Source organism: Pedobacter sp. GR22-6 (assembly GCF_037402555.1).
In the GTDB taxonomy this organism is placed as follows: Bacteria; Bacteroidota; Bacteroidia; order Sphingobacteriales; family Sphingobacteriaceae; genus Pedobacter.
The window spans coordinates 364,118-384,232 of the sequence record NZ_JBBEUC010000003.1; the positions used below are offsets into that span (position 1 = coordinate 364,118).

At 44.4% G+C, this 20,115-nt stretch carries 19 protein-coding genes; 3 read left to right on the top strand and 16 right to left on the bottom strand.

From position 1 onward, the window contains the following. Positions 1-87: 87 nt before the first annotated feature. The 6 genes from WAE59_RS15435 to WAE59_RS15460 all read right to left on the bottom strand — a co-directional run bounded on the left by WAE59_RS15435 (position 88) and on the right by WAE59_RS15460 (position 7,240). A complete protein-coding gene (locus WAE59_RS15435) occupies positions 88-798 on the bottom strand; it encodes an SIMPL domain-containing protein (protein WP_337856880.1) in 711 nt (236 codons plus the stop codon). 71 nt (positions 799-869) lie between these two features. Continuing rightward, positions 870-1,472: a lipoprotein signal peptidase gene (locus WAE59_RS15440; protein ID WP_337856881.1), complete on the bottom strand. Its 603-nt coding sequence runs from the start codon at positions 1,470-1,472 to the stop codon at positions 870-872. Continuing rightward, the gene (locus tag WAE59_RS15445) at positions 1,472-1,852 is read right to left on the bottom strand and encodes a TraR/DksA family transcriptional regulator (protein ID WP_337856882.1); all 381 of its coding nucleotides are present in this window, start codon (positions 1,850-1,852) and stop codon (positions 1,472-1,474) included. Before WAE59_RS15445 ends, WAE59_RS15440 begins: the two co-directional genes overlap by 1 nt. Before the next feature lie 5 nt (positions 1,853-1,857). Further along, positions 1,858-5,250, bottom strand: coding sequence for an isoleucine--tRNA ligase (gene ileS, locus WAE59_RS15450; protein ID WP_337856883.1), 3,393 nt, complete (start codon positions 5,248-5,250; stop codon positions 1,858-1,860). A 78-nt stretch (positions 5,251-5,328) separates the two neighbouring features. Next, positions 5,329-5,775, bottom strand: a complete 447-nt coding sequence (locus WAE59_RS15455) for a hypothetical protein (RefSeq protein WP_337856884.1) — start codon at positions 5,773-5,775, stop codon at positions 5,329-5,331. Positions 5,776-5,845: 70 nt separating this feature from the next. Next, positions 5,846-7,240 carry a hypothetical protein gene (locus WAE59_RS15460; protein ID WP_337856885.1) on the bottom strand — a complete coding sequence of 465 codons (1,395 nt, stop codon included), beginning with the start codon at positions 7,238-7,240 and terminating at the stop codon, positions 5,846-5,848. 138 nt (positions 7,241-7,378) lie between these two features. Between WAE59_RS15460 and WAE59_RS15465 the strand changes: the two genes are divergently transcribed. Continuing rightward, positions 7,379-7,642, top strand: a complete 264-nt coding sequence (locus WAE59_RS15465) for an isoleucyl-tRNA synthetase (protein ID WP_337856886.1) — start codon at positions 7,379-7,381, stop codon at positions 7,640-7,642. A gap of 2 nt (positions 7,643-7,644) precedes the next feature. Here the strand turns inward: WAE59_RS15465 and WAE59_RS15470 are convergent, their stop codons facing one another. From WAE59_RS15470 to WAE59_RS15515, 10 genes are all read right to left on the bottom strand, one after another. After that, positions 7,645-10,026 carry a phosphocholine-specific phospholipase C gene (locus tag WAE59_RS15470; protein WP_337856887.1) on the bottom strand — a complete coding sequence of 794 codons (2,382 nt, stop codon included), beginning with the start codon at positions 10,024-10,026 and terminating at the stop codon, positions 7,645-7,647. A gap of 39 nt (positions 10,027-10,065) precedes the next feature. After that, the gene (locus tag WAE59_RS15475) at positions 10,066-11,418 is read right to left on the bottom strand and encodes an alkaline phosphatase family protein (RefSeq protein ID WP_337856888.1); all 1,353 of its coding nucleotides are present in this window, start codon (positions 11,416-11,418) and stop codon (positions 10,066-10,068) included. 8 nt (positions 11,419-11,426) lie between these two features. Beyond that, the gene (gene eboE, locus WAE59_RS15480; protein WP_337856889.1) at positions 11,427-12,752 is read right to left on the bottom strand and encodes a metabolite traffic protein EboE; all 1,326 of its coding nucleotides are present in this window, start codon (positions 12,750-12,752) and stop codon (positions 11,427-11,429) included. Beyond that, entirely contained in the window at positions 12,649-13,824 is a 1,176-nt protein-coding gene (locus WAE59_RS15485; protein ID WP_337856890.1) for a 3-dehydroquinate synthase, read from the bottom strand. Before WAE59_RS15485 ends, eboE begins: the two co-directional genes overlap by 104 nt. Before the next feature lie 16 nt (positions 13,825-13,840). Next, positions 13,841-14,761 carry a UbiA-like protein EboC gene (eboC, locus tag WAE59_RS15490; RefSeq protein ID WP_337856891.1) on the bottom strand — a complete coding sequence of 307 codons (921 nt, stop codon included), beginning with the start codon at positions 14,759-14,761 and terminating at the stop codon, positions 13,841-13,843. Between the two features lie 4 nt (positions 14,762-14,765). Beyond that, on the bottom strand, positions 14,766-15,752 hold the full coding sequence (locus tag WAE59_RS15495; protein WP_337856892.1) for a TatD family hydrolase: 987 nt from the start codon (positions 15,750-15,752) through the stop codon (positions 14,766-14,768). A 9-nt stretch (positions 15,753-15,761) separates the two neighbouring features. Beyond that, positions 15,762-16,472 carry an EboA domain-containing protein gene (locus tag WAE59_RS15500; protein WP_337856893.1) on the bottom strand — a complete coding sequence of 237 codons (711 nt, stop codon included), beginning with the start codon at positions 16,470-16,472 and terminating at the stop codon, positions 15,762-15,764. 4 nt (positions 16,473-16,476) lie between these two features. Further along, on the bottom strand, positions 16,477-16,857 hold the full coding sequence (locus tag WAE59_RS15505; protein WP_337856894.1) for a transmembrane 220 family protein: 381 nt from the start codon (positions 16,855-16,857) through the stop codon (positions 16,477-16,479). A 241-nt stretch (positions 16,858-17,098) separates the two neighbouring features. Then, positions 17,099-18,292, bottom strand: coding sequence for an enoyl-ACP reductase FabV (gene fabV, locus WAE59_RS15510; protein WP_337856895.1), 1,194 nt, complete (start codon positions 18,290-18,292; stop codon positions 17,099-17,101). A gap of 72 nt (positions 18,293-18,364) precedes the next feature. Beyond that, complete coding sequence (locus WAE59_RS15515; RefSeq protein WP_337856896.1) at positions 18,365-18,937, bottom strand: acyl-CoA thioesterase; 573 nt, start codon at positions 18,935-18,937, stop codon at positions 18,365-18,367. A gap of 82 nt (positions 18,938-19,019) precedes the next feature. On the opposite strand from WAE59_RS15515, the gene WAE59_RS15520 reads away from it, so the two are divergent. Together WAE59_RS15520 and recO are read left to right on the top strand one after the other, a co-directional pair. Next, positions 19,020-19,367, top strand: a complete 348-nt coding sequence (locus tag WAE59_RS15520) for a diacylglycerol kinase family protein (protein ID WP_337856897.1) — start codon at positions 19,020-19,022, stop codon at positions 19,365-19,367. Between the two features lie 2 nt (positions 19,368-19,369). Beyond that, the gene (gene recO, locus WAE59_RS15525) at positions 19,370-20,095 is read left to right on the top strand and encodes a DNA repair protein RecO (RefSeq protein WP_337856898.1); all 726 of its coding nucleotides are present in this window, start codon (positions 19,370-19,372) and stop codon (positions 20,093-20,095) included. Positions 20,096-20,115 lie beyond the last annotated feature (20 nt).

A 20,115-nucleotide genomic window follows, 5' to 3' on the forward strand; every position in this document is an offset into this window, starting at 1 on the left:
AAAAAACCTACCAAAGATCATTTTGGTAGGTTTTCTATAGTTAAAAAGACTGTGTTTTTAAGAACTGTATAGAGTTCTGGTCATAATTTATGATCCCTTGATCTCAAATACTACATTCATAATGTAGTTCAGCTTTATCTTCTTGAAGTCGATCTCTGCTGCATTGCCTGCCATGTCCGCACTTTCCGCTTTCATCATCATCACATTTGCACGGTACATTGGTTGTGGATAAGATTCGTTGTTCACTTCCTGAATATCAATTGCACTACCCAATTTATCGCCTAAAGCCTGAACCAGGTAAGTCGCTTTTTCTCTTGCAGCAAGAAGTGCTTTAACCTTAAGTTCTTTCTTCAATCCCTCAATCTTGGAGTAGTCGTAACTTTCGATGTTGGTAGATGCAATTCCTTTCGCATCGATCTCAGCAAGGATTGCATTCCATTTATTCAGGTCAGCTACTTTCAAACGGTATTGTTTGCTGGCCAAAAAATCAGGGTTTTTCTTTTTTTCTGTAGCCCAGTTATAGCTTGAAAGATTATTGATCGTTAGATTTTCTTTATCCAGACCAGCTTTTTGAACTGCATTATACAACTGATTTTCAAGCGTAGTAATGTCTACTTTTTTCTTGCTGTTGTTGTCTTTAAAATATTCCTTTAAAGAGATACTGAGGTAGATGATATCAGGTGTAACTTCAGTTTCAGCAGAACCACTTACACTGATCTTTTTTCTCAGGTCCACTTGTTGAGCCATCGCACTAACACTCATTAGGGCTAGAAAGGCAAGAGTTAATAACTTTTTCATAATTCTATTTTTCATTGTGTATTTGATAGATAGATGTAATTATCGTACCAATTCCACAATGATAGTATAAATTAATCTTCAACGATCTCATTATTAGGGCCTATTTCTTCTTTGACTTCTTCTTTAAAGTAAGTTTTCTGGAAGAGTAAAATGATCACTACGCCAACAGAAATGGCTGCATCAGCAATATTGAATACCGGTCTGAAGAAAATAAAATCTTCTCCGCCCCATACAGGCAGCCATGCAGGGAAATTGCCCTGCAGGATAGGGAAATAAAACATGTCTACAACCCTGCCATGAAATAAGCCGGCATATCCGTAAATTACCCCATACAACACCGAGTCAATGATATTTCCCAGAGCCCCGGCGAAGATCAGCGCAACGTTCAGGATCAATCCACGGTGATATTTATGCTTGATCAGGTAATGCAGACCATAACCTATACCACCTACTGCAGCAATCCTGAATAATGAGAGTGCCAGTTTGCCGAATTCACCGCCAAATTCCAGTCCAAAGGCCATCCCATTATTTTCTGTAAAATGGATAATGAACCAATTGCCGATGATCTTGAACTCCTGTCCCAGGAACATATTTGTTTTGATCCAGGTCTTCAGTACCTGGTCAGCCAGCAATACCAGGAAGATGATCAATAAAGGTTTAGTATAGCCTTTCATTACGACTGCTTCAGTTTAGCCTCCATGCTCAATGTTGCATGCGGTACCGCACGTAAACGCTCTTTTTGAATCAGTTTGCCCGTTTCCCGGCAAATCCCATAAGTTTTGTTCTCAATCCTAACCAATGCTGCTTCCAGGTTATCTATAAATTTCTTTTGACGTGCAGCCAATTGGTTCAGTTGTTCTTTTTCCATTGTAGCTGAGCCGTCTTCCAAAGTTTTGTAGGCGCCGGAAGTATCTTCTGTGCCATTTGAATTTGGACTGCTTAACGAACTGGTCAAATCAAGAAACTCTTCTCTTGCCATTCTTAGTTTTTCCTGGATCAATTCTTTAAATTCCTGAAGCTCGCTGTCAGAGTACCTTGTTTTTTCTTTTTCCATAATAATTATTGTTGTGCAATCAAAATTTGTAGTTCAACATCATCGATTACTATTTTGTTTCCTGTGTCTAAAGTTTCGGTTAACTGAATATCATCTGCTAAAATTTCCGAGCAAATGTATGTTTTGTTTTGTGCCAGGGCACCGGCAATGAGGTTATGGTTTTGTAAAGTTACCGCAATCCTGTCTGTTACTTCGAAGTTCAGCTCTTTTCTTAAGTTCTGGATCCTGTTGATCAGCTCTCTGGATAAACCTTCCTGTTTGAGCTCATCGGTAATCGTTACATCGAGTGCTACGGTAAGGTTGCCCATATTGGTTACCTGCCAGCCTGGTATGTCTTCTGCCATGATCTCTACATCACTCAACTGGATTTCGTATTTCCCTTCCAATATTGCAATCTGTCCCTCGGCCTCGAGTTGAGCAATCTCATCCTGGCCGAATTCAGCAATTGCCTGTGCAACCGATTTCATATCTTTTCCTGCTTTTTGTCCCAGGGCTTTGAAATTCGGCTTTATTTTCTTGGTAATAAAACCTGCAGTATCGGTAATGTATTCGATGTCCTTAATGTTGGTTTCCGAAAGGATCAGTTCTTTTACCAATTCTACTTTTGCTGCAAATTTGCTGTCCAGTACGGGAATCAGGATTTTGGCCAGGGGCTGGCGCACATTGATGCTTGTTTTCTTACGCAGTGAAAGCACCATCGAAGAAATATCCTGTGCAAGTTTCATCCGCTCATTCAGCTCCGGATCCATCATGCTCTTATCTGCATCAGGAAGTATGGTAAGGTGTACCGATTGGTGTTCATTATTTGTATCGCCGGCAGTCAGGTTGCGGAACAACCAGTCTGCAAAGAAAGGTGCGATCGGCGACATCAATTGCGACAAGCTGGTCAGACAGGTATACAATGTCTCATAAGCTGCTTTTTTGTCAGCAGTCATTTCACCCTTCCAAAAGCGGCGGCGCGAAAGACGGATGTACCAATTGCTCAGGTGTTCATCTACAAAAGATTGGATAGACCTTGCAGCTTTCGTTGGTTCGTATGCCGCGTAGCTTTCGTCTACTTCAGCAATCAGGTTTTGTAAAAGTGAGAGGATCCACCTGTCCAGTTCACTGCGTTCAGAAAGCGGTGTCTGGTTATTGTGATCAATCTCAAATTTATCGATATTGGCATATAGGGCAAAGAAAGCATAGGTATTGTACAAAGTCCCAAAGAACTTGCGGCGCACTTCAGCGATTCCCTCAATGTCGAATTTCAGGTTGTCCCATGGATTGGCGTTGGAGATCATGTACCAGCGCGTAGCATCTGCTCCGTATTCCTCCAGCGTTTTGAAAGGATCAGTGGCATTGCCGAGGCGTTTAGACATTTTCTGTCCGTTTTTATCCAGTACCAGACCATTGGATACGACATTCTTGTAAGCGATCTTATCGAATACCAATGTGCCAATGGCGTGTAAGGTATAGAACCAGCCACGAGTCTGGTCTACGCCTTCTGCGATAAAGTCGGCCGGGAAATCCTGGTTCTCATCAATCTTATCCTTGTTTTCAAAAGGATAGTGCCATTGTGCATAGGGCATGGCACCGGAATCAAACCAAACGTCAATAAGGTCGCTTTCGCGTTTCATTGCTTTGCCTGTAGCTGAAACCAGTATGATCTCATCCACTACATTCTTATGAAGGTCAACGAGGTCATAATTCTCCTCACTCATGTTGCCTATTTCAAAACCTTTGAAAGGATTTTCGGTCATGAAACCTGCCGTGATGGCTTTTTCGATACCGTTATAAAGTTCTTCAACAGAGCCAATGATCAGTTCTTCTTTTTTATCTTCTGTCCTCCAGATTGGAAGGGGAATGCCCCAATAGCGTGAACGGGATAAATTCCAGTCGTTTGCATTTTTCAACCAGTTTCCGAAACGGCCTTCCCCTGTTGCCTTTGGCTTCCAGTTGATGGTTTCGTTCAACTCAAACATCCGGTCTTTTACGTCTGTAACTTTAATGAACCAGGAGTCCAGCGGATAGTACAATAGCGGCTCATCTGTTCTCCAGCTATGCGGGTAGCTGTGCACATATTTTTCCACTTTAAAGGCCTTATTTTCTTCTTTAAGGCGGATTGCAATTTCTACATCGACGGATTTCTCCGGTGCTTCAGTTGCTTCGTAATATTCATTTTTGACATACTTTCCTGCAAGATCACCCACATGGAAGGTAAATTTTCCTTGCATATCTACCAAAGGTACCGGCGTGCCGTTTTCATCCAGCACGAGCATAGGGGGAACTTCCGGCCTGGCTTCCCTGGCCACCCTGGCATCGTCTGCACCAAAAGTAGGGGCAGTATGTACGATACCTGTACCGTCCTCCGTAGTGACGAAATCTCCTGAGATCACCCTAAACGCATTTTCTGGGTTTTGATAGGGTAATACATAGTCCAGGAGCTGTTCGTACCTGATGCCAACCAGGTCTGCACCATTGCATTCCGTTAGGATCTGATAAGGAATTTTTTTATCACCTGCTTTGAAATTTTCAAAATCTTCAGCAGCTGTGCTTTCAAAGTAGATCTTGTTGAATTGTTTGCCTACCAGGTTTTTAGCTAAAACTACATTTACCGGCAGGAATGTGTACTGGTTGAAAGTACGAACCAATACATACTCGATCTTTGGTCCTACAGTCAGCGCCGTATTGGAAGGCAGCGTCCAGGGTGTGGTCGTCCATGCCAGTATGTGAATTTCTCCAAAGCCTTGTAAAAATGCAGGTAATGTTTCTGGCAGTGATTTAAACTGTGCTACAATCGTGGTATCCGTGACATCCCGATAAGCACCAGGCTGGTTCACTTCATGTGAACTCAATCCTGTTCCGGCTTTTGGGGAATAAGGTTGTATGGTATAGCCTTTGTACAGCAGGTCTTTATCATAGATTTGTTTGAGCAGCCACCATACCGATTCCATGTATTTGGATTTATAGGTAATGTATGGATCTTCCATATCTACCCAATAACCCATTTTTTCTGTCAGGTTATTCCAGACATCAGTATAGCGCATCACGGTCTTTTTACAAGCCTCGTTATACTCTTCAATAGAAATGGTTTTACCAATGTCTTCCTTTGTGATGCCCAGTTCTTTCTCTGTACCCAGTTCTACGGGAAGGCCGTGGGTATCCCAGCCAGCTTTTCTTTTAACCTGAAAGCCTTTAATTGTTTTGTAGCGGCAAAAAATATCTTTGATCGCCCTGGCCATCACGTGGTGGATGCCAGGCATTCCGTTTGCAGAAGGCGGTCCCTCGTAAAAAGTAAAAGGGTTTGACTTTGAGCGTGTAGAAATGCTTTTTTCAAAGATGTTCTCCGACTTCCAAAACTCAAGTATTTCTTTCCCTATTTTAGCTAGTTCTAACTGTTTAAATTCCCTATACATCAATCAAGTATCTCCAAAAATTAAGGATGCAAAGTTAAGAGATTAGAATGATAAATTGAAGTGTTGTGGTGGATAACATTAAACAGATTTTACCTTGGTACCCTCAAGCTGCCACATAGTAGTCCAGTTCAGGCCGTCGGATGTGCATTCCCATTTCTGAATGAACTGAGTCCCATTTTCATTAAATTCAATGAATGCACGTTCGGTATCTCCCAAAATTACCCAGTTATCGGGATTGGGCTCAATTTTGTAAGTCCGGGTATAGGCTACGTTTTCAATGTTTTGTGAAGAAAAGGCATGGTGTGAGAAGTCAATCCCTATCAATCCCATACCACTGCGGCGAGCCTCGCCGACGTATCTGCACCAATTATTAACCAATAAAGGCGAGCCTGGCAGCCATTCATAGACTTCCTCCCCGGAAATTTCTGATCCTTCCTGGCTTGTGGTATAATCCCGACCTGTAACTTGCCAACTCCCTACAAAAATGGCTAATTTTTCAGCTTTCTTCTCTGATGATGAATCCATCTCACAATTCAATTACGTTTTATTGTAACTGTCAATGAGATAAACGTAAAATAAATGGATTTGGTTTTATCTATTTATCGATAGGAGAGGTTAAGCCCTTTTCATTGGATATTAATAATTCTATCTGTAGAAAATAATCAAAAACCTTCGCATGCGAAAAGCAAACAGTCTGTTTTGCCGATGCGCAGGACTCACATATATCTTCTGATAAAATTCCATCAGATAAGAGTTCCAGATAAGCATTTCTAAAAGCAGAAAGATCAGTGATGAGCATTTCCTTCGGCGCACAAGGACCTTTTTTTCCGAAATTAGTCAGGTGAATGATTTTTCTTAAAAAGTGAATCTTTTCCGTGTAATAATTTGAACGGTAGATCTTGTTCCTTACATACTGGGCTGTGAGTTCCGCTGCGGTGATCTCCGGCGGCTCGCTCAGGTAAGACTTTTCCTCCAGGATTTGATGATAGAGGCTTATATTTAAAGGAAATCTAAATTCCTGACGTAATGCTTTGTTTAGGGGTTGCGCATCCTCAATCCCCAGGAAGATATTTTCGATTTCCTGATCATCGAGACAGGGTACGTTAGCATATGTATCGGGATTATAGTGAGTTCCGCAAAACCATTTTTGCGTCAGCAGTGTAGATTGACTGATTACTTTTGCATACCTCTTCCAGGTGTGGGAGCGCATGCTCATGACCATTCTAATACTTTTGCGATCTCCAAGATCGTGTACGAAGCCAAAGATGCTTTCAATTAATTGTTCGCGGAACCTGCTCTTGAGTTCCAGCTCACAAAAGCCGTCAATGAAAATTGTAAGGCTTTTTCCGGATTGTTCATAATTCAGGTCTGCGTACTGAATCAGGCTCTCGTTGGGATGAATGCCCAGCAGCGTTTTCACTCGTTCTTCGAACACTATGGTCTGTTCAGTCTTTTCAAACAGGTCCCTTGCAGTTATGAACAATAAAGTAGTGTTATGGTAGCCAGCTAGCTGCTGGTTGCGGATTTGCTCTGCAAGATGGCTCATCAAAATACTTCTGCCATATGCCGGTGGTGAAATGAAGGCGGTAAAGCTGCATTCACTCTGCTGGAATTGCTGCAGGTCTGATGCAGCGAAGTCCCTGCTGATGGTCATCTTGAAAGGGAGTTCAGACCGGCTTTTTATGCCGTTAATTGTATTTGTAGTAATAAAGGATGCTTTGGAATCAATGTCCTGCCAGCCATCATACACCGTATGCCCAGGATGCATGTCCACATATTCTGCGAGTGCGGCCAGAGTGAATTTTGAAAAATTGTGTTGAGAATGCGCAAAACCAAAAATACGTTTGATGGTGGTTTCACTTAGCGTTCTGTGCAATGTCTGGCTGATCTCGACTGCTATTTTTTTGCAATCAGCTGGCGTGACCGACTGAATACATGTCTTTGAGAGAACCAGACTTCTTAGCTCATTGAGTATAGATGCATCATCCATAAGGCATTATATTTAGCGTTACAGCTTACATATACGTAACATTAGGATAAGCGGATTTTAATTTATCCAAAAAATTACCAGTCCTCCCTATAAAATTTACTGGTTTGATTTTTGTTGATCATCTACCATAATTTAAAGATGATGATCAGGATTTTAAAACTTCAGAAAGCAGTTATAGCCTCTATACTAGGTATCCTGGCACTTATCGCCTACAAAATAATGCTGGAACATAAGGTCGAGGCTGCAAATTATGTGCTTTCTGCCGCCGGCATCCTTTTTATGAGCGGAGCCCTCATGTTCCTTTACCCTATATTGTTTTCAAAAAAAGACAAAGAAGGACAGGTGGAACTGGATCCTGAAAAACAGGAACAGATGTCTGTTGAAGAGCCTCCGGTACGATAAGTCTATAGTATCCCGCCCATGTAAGGATCTGTCACAGAATCCCGTCCATTTTCTACATGCCCGGCATACTGCCTGCTGTACATTTCGGTTCCATAAACGGTAACGCTGAAGTCATACCAGCCAAAACTCTTTTCAAGCGAAATCAATAGACTTGTACTGGCACCTGGTTTCAAGCTGATCTTTTGCGGACTGCTGTGATAAGCATTATCTATTACAGAAATCTGGAGTGCTTCCTTTCCGGAATTCCTCAATGCCAGCACGATATTCCCACTGGATTTTTTCTGGAGCAGTCCCCTTTGTTCGTACATGCAGCGGACCTCAAGCATTGGTTCTTCCCGATATCCATTGAACTCCCTGTAAAATCCATTTGGGCCAGTGATGCACAAATTGTAGCGGCCCTGTTCGAAGTCATCGAGTTTGAGCACATCGGTGATCCGGTCTTCCTTGGCAACCGCATAGGCCCATGTTTTACCAGGCTGACCTGAAAAAATGGATTTGGTGTACATATTGAAAGGTGCTCCTGTAGCTGTTAAAGATTTTGATAGTGCCGATTTACCTGAAGCCAGTTCCACCTGGATGGTGTTGCGGTCTGTCCCCAGGCCTGCTTCGGCAAATAGTTGATAGGGCAAGGCGCAGGCCCTGCTCGTACCCTTTTCCTGAAGGGCGGCAAAAGGGGATGCCTGGGCTGAAAATGGATGATGTTGATTGATCTTGGCAATGTCAGCGGCTTGAAGTGCTGCTGGTTTCAACTGTGCAGGCTTATTACGCGCATTTTGTATGCCGATGATCGTAGCTTCTTTTTCCAGCAGTGCAGGTTTGGTATTGGGGACTGCTGCTGCTGGTCGGAATGCCGAACTTAAATCGCCACAGATTGATCTGCGCCAGCTGCTGATCTGACTGCTCCGAATCTGCTTACCGGTTTTTTGACTCAGAAAGTTTTCCAGGAACAGGAGTGATGAAGTATGGTCAAAAACCTGGGAATTGACGAAACCACCCTTGCTCCATGGAGAGGCGATGATCATGGGAACCCGGTAGCCCAATCCGATAGGACTGTCTTTTTTGAGTTCATAATCTGCCGCGACATCGATGTTTTCCGAAACCTTGCCTGCTCCCGGATCTCCGGGACGGGGAACTACATAGGGTGGAATGTGGTCAAAGTAGCCATCATTCTCATCATAGGTCAGTATAAAGATCGTTTTCTTCCAGGTTTCCGGATTTTTTGTGAGGATTTCCAGTGCTTCTGATACATACCAGGTGCCATAAAGCGGCGAACTGGTATGGTCTGAAAACCGTTGAGGAGCTACAAGCCAGGAAACAGTAGGCAGTGTTCCATTGTCCACATCTTTACGAAACTGGTAGAAGATGTCATTTTTAGGGATTTTCACGCTTTGTGCTAATCCCTGGTCGTCTGTAAAATCAAAAGGGGCCAACTCCAGGTAATTGAAAGGCGCCGCTATATTAGTTGCGAAGGCCTTGTCTATCAGGTTCTTTTCGCGTTCGCTGAGTTGGTCATATTTTGCCCTTACTTCAGCGGCACTGAGTTTTGTTTTTCCATGCAGATCGCCGTTCTTTCTGAAATAGGCAGATAGCCGGACGTTGTAGCGTTTCACATATTCAATGGCATTGTCACCATAGTTGCCCAGCCAGTCGTCCACTTCATCACCCTGAATATCGGCAGTCCAGATCTCATTTTGGTAAATTTTCCAGTCGATCCCATTATCTTCCAATAGCTCAGGGAAGGTCTGCCAGTCTACATAAGTGTTTTCCCTGGATTCCGCCTGCGAATTGTTTACTGCTGCTACAGATGTCCCATTGAGTTCAGGGCGGATATTGCCTGTCCAGAAGAAGAGCCTGTTCGGTGTGGTTCCCGTGAGTGAGGAGCAGAAATGATGGTCACAGATGGTAAATGCATCGGCCAGTGCGTAGTAAAAGGGAACATCAGAACGGTCGTAGTAGCCCATGCACATCAGGGATTTTACAGGAACCCACTGGTCGTATTTGCCGTTGTTGCGCGCAGCCACCTGGTCCGACCAGGAGTGGGGCAGGCCGCCCTGCCAGGTGATCTTGGTCTTATTGATGTCTACATGAAAAGGTGCATAAGTGTTGCCTTTCGTATCTTTTTGGAGCCAAACTTTATTTTGATCAGGAAGTGTAAAGGCTCTTGGGTCATTGAAGCCCCGTACACCTTTAAGTTTGCCGAACATATGGTCAAATGAGCGGTTTTCCTGCATCAGGAACACAATATGTTCCGCATCCTTAAAGGTCGTCCCTGGTGCAGCTTCAATGGCCATAGCCTGTTGAATAGACATAGGGATAACATTAGGGAATGCTGCAGCTCCTGATAGTAGTGCTGCTTTTTTGATAAAATCTCTTCTGGAGTCCATATTGGTTCATTGTGTGTGAACCAAATGTAGAGAGATAAACTAACTATTCAAAGCGTTCCATATTAAGTTAAATACCTCATTGGCCTGTAGGTTTTTCGTATTCAGCCTGCCATCGGTAATCAGCACCGGATGAAATTCCGGTCCTGCATTTGTTGCGCCATGGGAACCTTTTATTAAGGTTGCATCCAGCGGGATCACATCCATTACATAGCGGAAACCGGCCTTTTTCCTAAGCAGTTTGTAAGCTGCCCTTGGTTTCGAGGACATGAACATTTCCACCGGATCGTAGCCTGGTTTTTTGTGAATGTCCACACATCTCGCATAGTCGGGTGCCTTGGCATCATCCAGCCAAAAATAATAAGTGAACCAGCTTCCTTCCGCTGCCGTGACTACAAAATCACCTGCCCTGGAATGGTCAATATGCTGTTCTTTTTTCCCTTCTTCATCCAGTACCAATTCAATGCCGGGTGTATCTTTTAATATTTTTCGTACCTGATCTCTTACGGAAGGGTCATTGATATATACATGTGCAATCTGATGATCGGCCACCACGAAAGCTTTCGAAGCTCCCGCATCCAGGAGTTCCAGGCCTCTCTCCACACGGATCTGCAGCAAACCATTTTCCCTGAAAATGCGGTTGAGGTGTACAGGTTTACTTACCGGTGCTATGCCATACTCAGAAAGGATAATGATGTTGGCGCCTTTTTCTTCATAGTAGGTAACCAGGTCTTTCAGCACCACATCGATTTCCTCCAGCTCTTTACCAATCTTTGAAAAGTCATGCCCGAATTTTTGCAGGCAATAATCCAGATGGGGCAGGTAGACCAGCGTAAGGGTCGGATCGTAAAGCCCGTCTGTAACCATTGTGGCGTCAGCGATCCACCGGCTGGATTTGATATTTGCGCCAGGTCCCCAAAACTGAAATAAGGGAAATGTGCCCAGTTTATCCTGTAATACATCCCGGAGCTCCGCAGGCTCTGAATAACAATCGGGCATTTTTCTGCCATCGGCCAGGTAGTTTGGTCTTGGTGTGGCTGAATAGTCGGCATTGGAATACATGTTGTACCACCAGAACATATTGGAGCAGCTGAAAGCTGGGTTTTCTTTTTTGGCTTTGTCCCAGATCTTATCTGCAAGTACCAGCTTGTTAGACTGTTTCCAGAATTTGATTTCCGCATCTGTATGGTCGTACCAGCCATTGCCCACAATGCCATGCTCCGAGGGCCATTTTCCGGTCAGGTAGGTAGATTGTACAGCTGTAGTGACCGCAGGTAGCATAGGAGCTATCGTCGACAGGTTCTTTTCTTTAATATATTTTTCAAGAAATGGGGTATGTTTCCCGATGAGGTTGGAAGATAATCCCACAACGTCTATGACTACTGTTTTTTTCATGCTGTTCACTAGGCTAGTGTTTGGATGACCCAGTTCAGTTCCTTGCTGATGGACTGGGCTATCGGTAATTTCAATTGTTCCGGTAAAACTTCCCAGGTGTAGGTTTCTACTTCCAGGTGATGGGTAAAAGGCTTTGCCTTCTGCAGCGCGAGTAGGGTTACGATATCACTTTGTGTAGAGGCAAGTAGACCAATTTCCTGTATGGAAATGGGTACGTGAAAATGCGCGCGCCATTCTGCTACGTCTTGGTTTTCAACATCCTGTAAGGCCTCAGGAAGATCGGTATACCGCAACAGCGCCTGGTCTTTTTTCCTGGCGACCACCTGGTGCAGGTAAGTTGGCTCATTGAACTGCTCAAAAGCAGTTTTGATATGGGCTTTTTCCTGAGTACCAGTGTCCATGTTTGCCTTCAATGCAGCGCTGATCTGAATTTTACCGACTTTGATGCCCTTTGCCTCCAGCTCTTCCAATACTGCCGCATGGTCTTCATAACCGATGGCAAAGTGGCATACGTCATAGCACAAACAAAGGTGCTGCTGCAGCAGATCTTTGGCTTCTGTTGCAGAAACCTGGAAGGCATCGGCAATCGCCGGGATCCCCAATGGGAGCAAGCTGTCTTCAAACCAAGCGATGAATTCAGTTCCGGTTTCGAGAATCCCATCTGGTTCCGGCTCTATATCAAGGTGCATGATCACTCCAGTTTCTTTAAAAACCTGTACCAGGAATTTGATGACATCGATCACATGCAGTGTTGCTTTATGGGTGGCGGCTTCCAGTTCTTCCGCAGTTTTAAACCAATGCCTGTAGCTCAGGGGAGAAGTCGAGATCCCTCCGTCCATCCCTTCAGGGAGTAGTTGCTGGAGGATCCTGAAAATTCTGAGTGTATAATTTTTCCGGTCTTCTGTCGTCCAATCCGGAGTATGTACATCTTCTTTTACTACCGTTCTGTGAAATTCGCCATAAGGGAAACCGTTCATCGTGAAGACATAAGCATCATTTTCCTTAAGCCATTGTTGGAACAGCACCAGGGAATTTTCGTCTTCCAGTTCGAGGCTTGAAGCGTTTGATAACCTTAGCCCAAGTCCCATCGCTTGTCCGGGGGATACATGTTGTTTGATGAGGGGGAAATTCAGTTTTAGTGCCTCAAAATCTTCTTTCCAGTTTTTGCCCGGGTGTATATTGGTGCAATAGGTCAGATGTCCGGTATTGACTTCCATTTCTGTTTTTTTCTTAATGTTGATGAATGTTTCCTGCTCCTGCCTGCGTGGCATCGTACACGTAAGTGCTGGCCTCAATGAGTAAGGACTGATCCATTTCATGGACTTCTTCGCCACTTCCAATTTCTTTGAGCAGGGTAATGCTCAATAAGCCACCGAGGTGTTCCTGAAACTCGCTTAGCCCCAATAATATTGGCGACTGCAGATCTTTGATCTGGATGTGTGGATTGGAGATGTCGTAGCCCAATTCGATCAGTACTTTCAGGATACGCTGGAGGTCAGTTTCCGCAAGCATGCCTTTCAGGAAAGAATAGGTGCTGTCCAATGCAATACCCATCGCCACAGCTTCTCCATGGAGCACTTCAAAATTGCTGAGCTGTTCCAGTTTATGCGCAGCCCAGTGGCCAAAATCCAGGGGACGGGCCGATCCGCTTTCAAAAGGGTCATCCCCACCGATGTGGTTCAGGTGCAGTTCCGCGCAGCGTTTGATCAGGTAGTTCATGGTTTCCGGATCTCTTTTTACAAGTGCCCCAGTCTGTGTTGCTATCCAGTAAAAGAATTCAGGATCCTTGATCAGCGCAACTTTAATGGCTTCGGAGATTCCTGCGCGATAATCGCGGTCGCTCAGGGTAGAAAGAAAAGTATCGTCATTAAAGACTCCGTTTGGTGGGGCAAAAGTGCCCAGGAAGTTTTTCTTGCCCTTATAATTGATGCCGTTCTTTACACCAATGCCAGAGTCATTCTGTGAAAGTACGGTCGTCGGGATCCTGATGTGCTTGATCCCCCGGTGCGAAACTGCCGCAGCATAGCCAACCAGGTCGAGCACAGCACCACCACCAATGGCAGCGATATAGGAATGCCTGTCGATGCCGTATTGGTTGACTGCCTCCACAATCTGATCGAACAGCTCAGGTTCATTTTTGGCACGCTCACCACCGGGTACGATCAGGATATCCTGGATCAGTTGCATTTCCCTGTGCTGCTCAAAATATCTTTTGATGTTTGTGGTCAGTTCAGGATGCGCATCGGCAACACCCTGGTCGATCACGAAGTATATTTTACGTAAGGAAACTGCAGCTTGCTTTTTAAAGAAATCAGCAAGCCTGGTATTTCTTGGGTCGAATAGCGATGAGGTAAAGAAAATCTTGTACTCAAATTTTACACTAAACGATTGTTCTAAATGACTCATAATATAAAATGTTCCGCTAAGTCACGGCAAAGGCCTTGCTCAGCAATATAGAAACAGGTAATAAAATAACAATAAAGATGGCAACGTGCCAGATGCCGAAGGCACTTGCCCAGGCAGCATTCATCAGGATCAAAGCGATGACACCGCCCTTGACTGCCTTGCCAATATTGGGCCCTACGGGGTTTTGGATCGCTTTCCAAAGTGGCCTGAAAATCATGAAGGCAAAAGCGAGCAGGAAAATCAGTGAGGTTATGATATTGCCCTTGTATATGGCTAAAGCGACGATAGAAGCGATGACAATCAGGTACAGCAGACCGCCAAAATAAAGCATCTTCTTACTTCCTCCGTGAACTTCTCCTCTGCTGATCATCGTGATCGAGGCTATATAAATGATTGGGACCAATGCCAAAAACCACCAGTTCAGCAATTCTGAATTGAGGATGCTCACCCCGAGCAGGAGGTTCAGTCCGCGGCACAGTCCCATATTTAATGGACCAAAGACCGCATGGTGTTTCAGCATCTTGTCGTAGACCAGGCAGCAGATCATAATGCTCGCCGCCAGGTACTGGGATTCTTTGCTGTATAATCCCGCAGCAAAAATGCCGATAAAGAAAAAGATCCCACCGAAAATAGTGGCAGCCTTTTTTGAAATCAACCCACTTGGAATTGGCCGCTCTGGCCTTTCTTTCGCATCCAGTTCCGCGTCAAAGACATCATTCAGGATGATGCCGCCACTATACAAACCTATGGTAGAGATCACCAATAGCATTACAGGGAGCAGAAAATTTCCCTGAACTTGCATATGCTCCGATGCTGAAAAATAATATTTTGGGTCGAAAAAATAGCCGGCAATTGCCATTCCGGCCAATACATCTGCCACGGCCGTCACTACATTGGCCGGCCTCATCAGCCTCAGGTATCCGATTAGTTTATTCACGCCTTTAGGAAATGATGATGGAATTTTTGTCTATTCTTGGTTGTTGCCCACCGCGCAGGATCGAATTGCTCGCAAATTTCTGACTCTGGTCAATGTTTTTTACAGTTACAAAATCGTTCTCGTTGATCTGTCCGCTCTGGCCAAAGGCGGTAATGGCATTGCGATAGGTGACGAGCTCAATGTCTTGTAAGCTGATTCCCGATTGTTTCATCAAAGCCGCAGTTTTTGGAATAGCCAAAGGATCGCTGATGCCCCAGTCGGCCGCTGAATTGATCATGATCCGCTCTGTACCATATTGTTTCACTACCTCCACCATGCGCTCATTGCCCATTTTGGTAAAGGGATAGATGGTAAATGCGGCATAAAAGCCCCTGTCGAGCACCTCTTTTACCGTTTCTTCATTATTATGGTCTATGATGACCATATGCGGTGCAAGTCCATGTTCAATGGCGATGTCCATGCTGCGCTGTGTACCTTTCTTTTTATCGCGGTGCGGTGTGTGTACTTGCACAGGCAGGCCTGCTTCTAAGGCCAGGTCCAACTGAAGGCGGTAATATTTGTCTTCCGCTGCGGTCTGGTCATCAAATCCGATTTCTCCGATTCCCACCACACCTTCTTTAAAGATGAACTGCGGCAGGATCTCCATCACCTGCTCGGCTAGCTTTTCGTTATTGGCTTCCCGGGAATTGAGCCCGATGGTGCAATAATGCTTGATCCCGAACTGCGATGAACGGAACCTTTCCCAGCCGATCAGGCTGCTGTAATAATCCCTGAAACTATCTGCACCGGTACGCGGTTGTCCAAGCCAGAATGCCGGCTCTATCAACGCTACAATACCGGCATCAGCCATGGCCTGGTAGTCATCGGTCGTGCGTGAGGTCATGTGTACATGCGGGTCAAAAAACTTCATCCCGCTGATGTCATTCAAATCAAGAATGGTCTGAATCTTTTCTCCTTCGTTCCGTTCCCGGAAATTCTCGTTACAGCACATAATTCAATGTTATATTTTTTCTTTTGTTTGTTCGATGAGTTGGTAGATTTCAGGAAGCACCGTGCGATGGGCAGCCAGGCGTTCCTGTACATAATCTTCAAGCGTGTCCGACAGGGATTTGTTCAGCCTTTCCTGTAATCCTACGATCAGTTTGACATCCTTTTCTGTAAAGAAAGCTTTTAGTACCAGCTGGTTGAAGGAAGGCTCTGGTAAGTAAGCTGCAGGGTAGGGGTTATGGTACATGATGGCTTCCAGCACAGTGCCAATATTGCTCCGGATTCCTTCTTCGCAGCGGCTGATCCACAATTCAGGATGCTGAAATAAGGGTAGTGCACTGTAGAGCGCAACCTGCTCATTCATCTCTGCTGCTGTAAACAATCCATTGATCTTGTTAAAGTAAGCAGACTGGTCCTGCGCAGGGACCTGCATCAGCAGCCATACACGGCAGAGCCTGTCATGGCTCCAATCGTTAATTTTGAAGCCTGGAAGCAGACGTCCAATTTCGTCGGCCTCTCCAGCTTCGAGGTCAACCAGTGCTTTGGATGCAAACCTCGGCAAATGCGCAAAACTCATGTTAAGCTGAACCGTTTTTTCTTCGGTTTGTATCAGCGCCACCTTGGCTTCCAACCAGGACAGCGCATCCTCAGTTAAGCTGCGCTTGATGATCTTTAGAAACAAGGTATTCAGGCTTTTTATGCCCTCTGTATCTATTAAAAGCATGGTATTATAAATTGATGGCCACAAAATAATTAATGGCAAGTGCGGCACTGATGATCAACAGTCCGAAAAACTCCCTGGTTTTTTCGATGTAAGGTTTAGTCGCTTGCATGCTTTCCACCAGGCTTGGTCTTCTGTATTTGGTGATCCAGTCCCGTACGCCATCTTTTGAAAAAAACAAAATGACTGCGTAAATCAGATAGAAAGATATGGCTCCCAGATAGATATTCGGATAAAATTGGTTAAAAATGGCAAAACCGCAACAAATGGCGGCTACCATGTAGATCGGAACCCATAACCAGGGATCGATGTCATTGAGGTTCAAATACGCGAATACGACGAACGAAATGCAAAACAATGCGTTTAGAATGCTGAGTAGCAGAATCATGAATTTTAATTTGTGTGTGTTGAAATATATGCAAATAAACAGATAAATAACTCGATTTAGCAACTGCTAATGTAAAAATTGAATTATAGAGACATTGTGATCAGGATTTTGTATTTCCATGATACAGATCATTATTGATGCGTAGAAAATTCAGGATTTGTAAACTCGTTCCGGTCCACTGAAAATAAAAAGGGCCGGCATTTTAACAATGCCAGCCCCTTTCGTTAACCTTATAGCAAATTTAGGATTGTAGTCCCGGAACTTCTACTTCTTCGTTTACATCAGCTGTGTAATCTACACCAGGTACTTCGAAACCAAATAAGTTAAAGAAGTCCGTTTTATAACCGGCCAAATCTCCGATTGCAGGCAACGTTTCCGTTGTCGCTTCTGCCCACAATGCAGTAACTTCATTTTGGACATCTTCTCTCATCTCCCAGTCGTCAACCCTTAATCTGCCTTTTTCGTCGGTTTTTACACCTTCAGCAGCATATAAGTTGTCTTTAAACAAGCGGCTGATCTGTTCGATGCAACCTTCATGGATGCCTTTGGCTTTCATGACCTTGTACAATAAAGAGATGTACAATGGGATTACCGGGATCGCTGAGCTCGCCTGCGTCACCAATGCTTTGTTTACAGAAACATAAGCCCTTCCATTGATGTCTTTCAACTGATCTGCAATGGTAAATGCAGTCGCTTCCAGGTGATCTTTAGCGCGGCCAATGGTACCTTTGCGGTATACGGGTTCCGTCAGTTCAGGGCCGATATAAGAATAAGCAACTGTTGTTGCGCCCTCGGCCAGGAGATTTTGCTCTTTTAATGCAGTGATCCACATTTCCCAGTCTTCGCCACCCATTACCTGTATGGTATTGGCAATTTCTTCTTCGTTGGCTGGTTCAATAGATACTGTTGAAACGATGCCTGTGTGGAAATCGACGGTTTTGTCGCTGAATGTTCCTTCAATTGGTTTCAGCACGGAATTGAAAACCTGTCCGGTAGTAGGGTGCACCCTTTTCGGAGAAGCCAGACTGTAAACCACCAGGTCTATCTGTCCAAGGTCAGCCTTGATCAGGTCAATGGTTTTCTGCTTGATCTCATTGGAGAAAGCATCGCCGTTAATACTCTTTGCATACAATCCTGCCTCGTTTGCAAAATTCTCGAAAGCGGCAGTATTGTACCATCCTGGTGAAGCCGGTTTGCCCGGAGCAGAAGGTTTTTCAAAATACACACCTATGGTTGAAGCATTTGATCCAAATGCTGCGGTTATTCTTGAAGCTAACCCAAATCCTGTAGATGCACCAATTACCAATACTTTTTTCGGGCCATCTGTCAATCCCTGGGATTTTACGTAGTTGATTTGTTTCAGCACATTTTGCGCACAGCCTTCAGGATGTGAGGTCAGGCAGATAAAACCACGTGTTCTAGGACTAATAATCATAAATCGTTTTGTTGTTTACTATTAAAAATATGAAATAGAAATTCTAACAAATTTAGAACTTTTATTTGGAACTCATGCAGATATGATGCAACGCTCTCCGGAAAGTTCCTGCCGGCAAAGTTCGTTGTTCAGCGGTACGCTGATCTCTTCTATTTGGCGTTTGTAATTGGCCTTGATTTCTTTGCGGGACTTGGCTTCTATAAAACGCCTGATCTGTTCATTGCCTTCAAGAATGAGTCCGGGTACCTGGGCCGGACGGTTATCCTCATCCTTCGCCACCATAGTAAAGTAACTGGTATTGGTATGCTTCACCTTGTTCGTCTTTACATTTTCTGAAATCACGCGGATACCCACCACCAGGGAGGTCTTGCCTACATAGTTGATGGAAGCCATCAGGGAGACCAATTCGCCTACTTCTACCGGTTCCATAAAATCTACTGCATCTATCGAAGCAGTCACACAATAGTTGCCGGCATGTTTCGCTGCACATACGTAGGCTACTTTATCCATCAGTGAAAGTAATATCCCGCCATGGATCTTGCCGCCAAAGTTGGAATAGGATGGGATCATCAGTTCTGTAAGCACGGTTTGCGAAAAGCTGACGGGTTTGTAGTTGTTCGTATCTGCTGAAATGGAGTTGCTCATTGTAAATGTCAGGAAAATAATAAAGCCTTATAAATTCAACTAAATATAGTCGTATTTTGCATAATTACGATGCTGAATTGATATGCGAAGATTGATAAAGAGTTTTGGTTATGCTTTTTCGGGCAGTGCTTATGCCTTCGGTACGCAACTGAATTTTAAGATCCATTGCCTGGCGCTGGTACTGGTGACCACACTGGGATGGTACCTGGACCTTACGCTGCAGGAATGGTTGTGGATCGCAGGCGTTTCGGGAATGGTTATCGTGGCCGAACTGTTCAATACAGCAATAGAGGTACTTGTAGATCTGGTCTCCCCATCCTACAATGAAAAGGCAAAGATCGTGAAGGATGTTTCTGCAGCCGCTGTGCTGGTCGCGGCCCTGACCGCCGTTGTCGTTGGTCTGATCATCTTCCTCCCAAAATTCTGCTGATCATGTTGCATAAAACCCGGGGCATTGTTTTAAAAACTACCTTATATAGCGAAAGTAGTGTGGTGGTGCAGATTTTTACAGAAAAATTCGGTATTCAGTCTTATATGATCAATGGGGTAAAGAAACCAAGGGCAAAGATCAGAATGAACATGCTGCAGCCGCTGCACCTGGTAGAAATGGTCGTTTACCATAAAACGAACACCACTATACAGCGCATCTCAGAGCTTCGTCCCACACCCATATTCAGTACGATCCCTTATGATATTGTAAAGAGTACCATGGTTATTTTCCTGAATGAAGTGCTGTACAAAAGCATCCGTCAGCAAACGACCGACGAACATCTGTTTGGATTTATTTTCAATGCAGTCTGCTGGCTGGACGAAAGCAGCGCGATGAATGTCAATTTTCACCTGTCTTTTTTATTGAAGCTTTCGCGGTTCCTGGGCTTTGCGCCCAGCACACAAACAAAGAGTGATCAGAGTTATTTCGATCTCCAGGAAGGGGAGTTCAAATCCCGGATCCCTGTACACCCTGATTTTTTAGAGAAGCAGGAAGCTGCGCTTTTTATTTCTTTATTCGAACAGCCGCTGGATCAATTGTCTTCCATCAAAATGGAGAATAAGGTGAGGCGACTCATTTTGGAAAAGATATTGAGGTATTATGAACTGCATACCGCTTCTTTTGGGGAGGTAAGGTCGCACCAGGTATTGGAAGAGGTACTGTCTTAAATTTATCGCAAAAAAAAATA

Coding starts and splice junctions, on each gene's coding strand:
- WAE59_RS15435 (WP_337856880.1), bottom strand. CDS start 798: ATGAAAAAGTTATTAACTCTTGCCTTTCTAGCCCTAATGAGTGTTAGT.
- WAE59_RS15440 (WP_337856881.1), bottom strand. CDS start 1,472: ATGAAAGGCTATACTAAACCTTTATTGATCATCTTCCTGGTATTGCTG.
- WAE59_RS15445 (WP_337856882.1), bottom strand. CDS start 1,852: ATGGAAAAAGAAAAAACAAGGTACTCTGACAGCGAGCTTCAGGAATTT.
- ileS (WP_337856883.1), bottom strand. CDS start 5,250: ATGTATAGGGAATTTAAACAGTTAGAACTAGCTAAAATAGGGAAAGAA.
- WAE59_RS15455 (WP_337856884.1), bottom strand. CDS start 5,775: ATGGATTCATCATCAGAGAAGAAAGCTGAAAAATTAGCCATTTTTGTA.
- WAE59_RS15460 (WP_337856885.1), bottom strand. CDS start 7,240: ATGGATGATGCATCTATACTCAATGAGCTAAGAAGTCTGGTTCTCTCA.
- WAE59_RS15465 (WP_337856886.1), top strand. CDS start 7,379: ATGATGATCAGGATTTTAAAACTTCAGAAAGCAGTTATAGCCTCTATA.
- WAE59_RS15470 (WP_337856887.1), bottom strand. CDS start 10,026: ATGGACTCCAGAAGAGATTTTATCAAAAAAGCAGCACTACTATCAGGA.
- WAE59_RS15475 (WP_337856888.1), bottom strand. CDS start 11,418: ATGAAAAAAACAGTAGTCATAGACGTTGTGGGATTATCTTCCAACCTC.
- WAE59_RS15485 (WP_337856890.1), bottom strand. CDS start 13,824: ATGAGTCATTTAGAACAATCGTTTAGTGTAAAATTTGAGTACAAGATT.
- WAE59_RS15495 (WP_337856892.1), bottom strand. CDS start 15,752: ATGTGCTGTAACGAGAATTTCCGGGAACGGAACGAAGGAGAAAAGATT.
- WAE59_RS15500 (WP_337856893.1), bottom strand. CDS start 16,472: ATGCTTTTAATAGATACAGAGGGCATAAAAAGCCTGAATACCTTGTTT.
- WAE59_RS15505 (WP_337856894.1), bottom strand. CDS start 16,857: ATGATTCTGCTACTCAGCATTCTAAACGCATTGTTTTGCATTTCGTTC.
- fabV (WP_337856895.1), bottom strand. CDS start 18,292: ATGATTATTAGTCCTAGAACACGTGGTTTTATCTGCCTGACCTCACAT.
- WAE59_RS15515 (WP_337856896.1), bottom strand. CDS start 18,937: ATGAGCAACTCCATTTCAGCAGATACGAACAACTACAAACCCGTCAGC.
- WAE59_RS15520 (WP_337856897.1), top strand. CDS start 19,020: ATGCGAAGATTGATAAAGAGTTTTGGTTATGCTTTTTCGGGCAGTGCT.
- recO (WP_337856898.1), top strand. CDS start 19,370: ATGTTGCATAAAACCCGGGGCATTGTTTTAAAAACTACCTTATATAGC.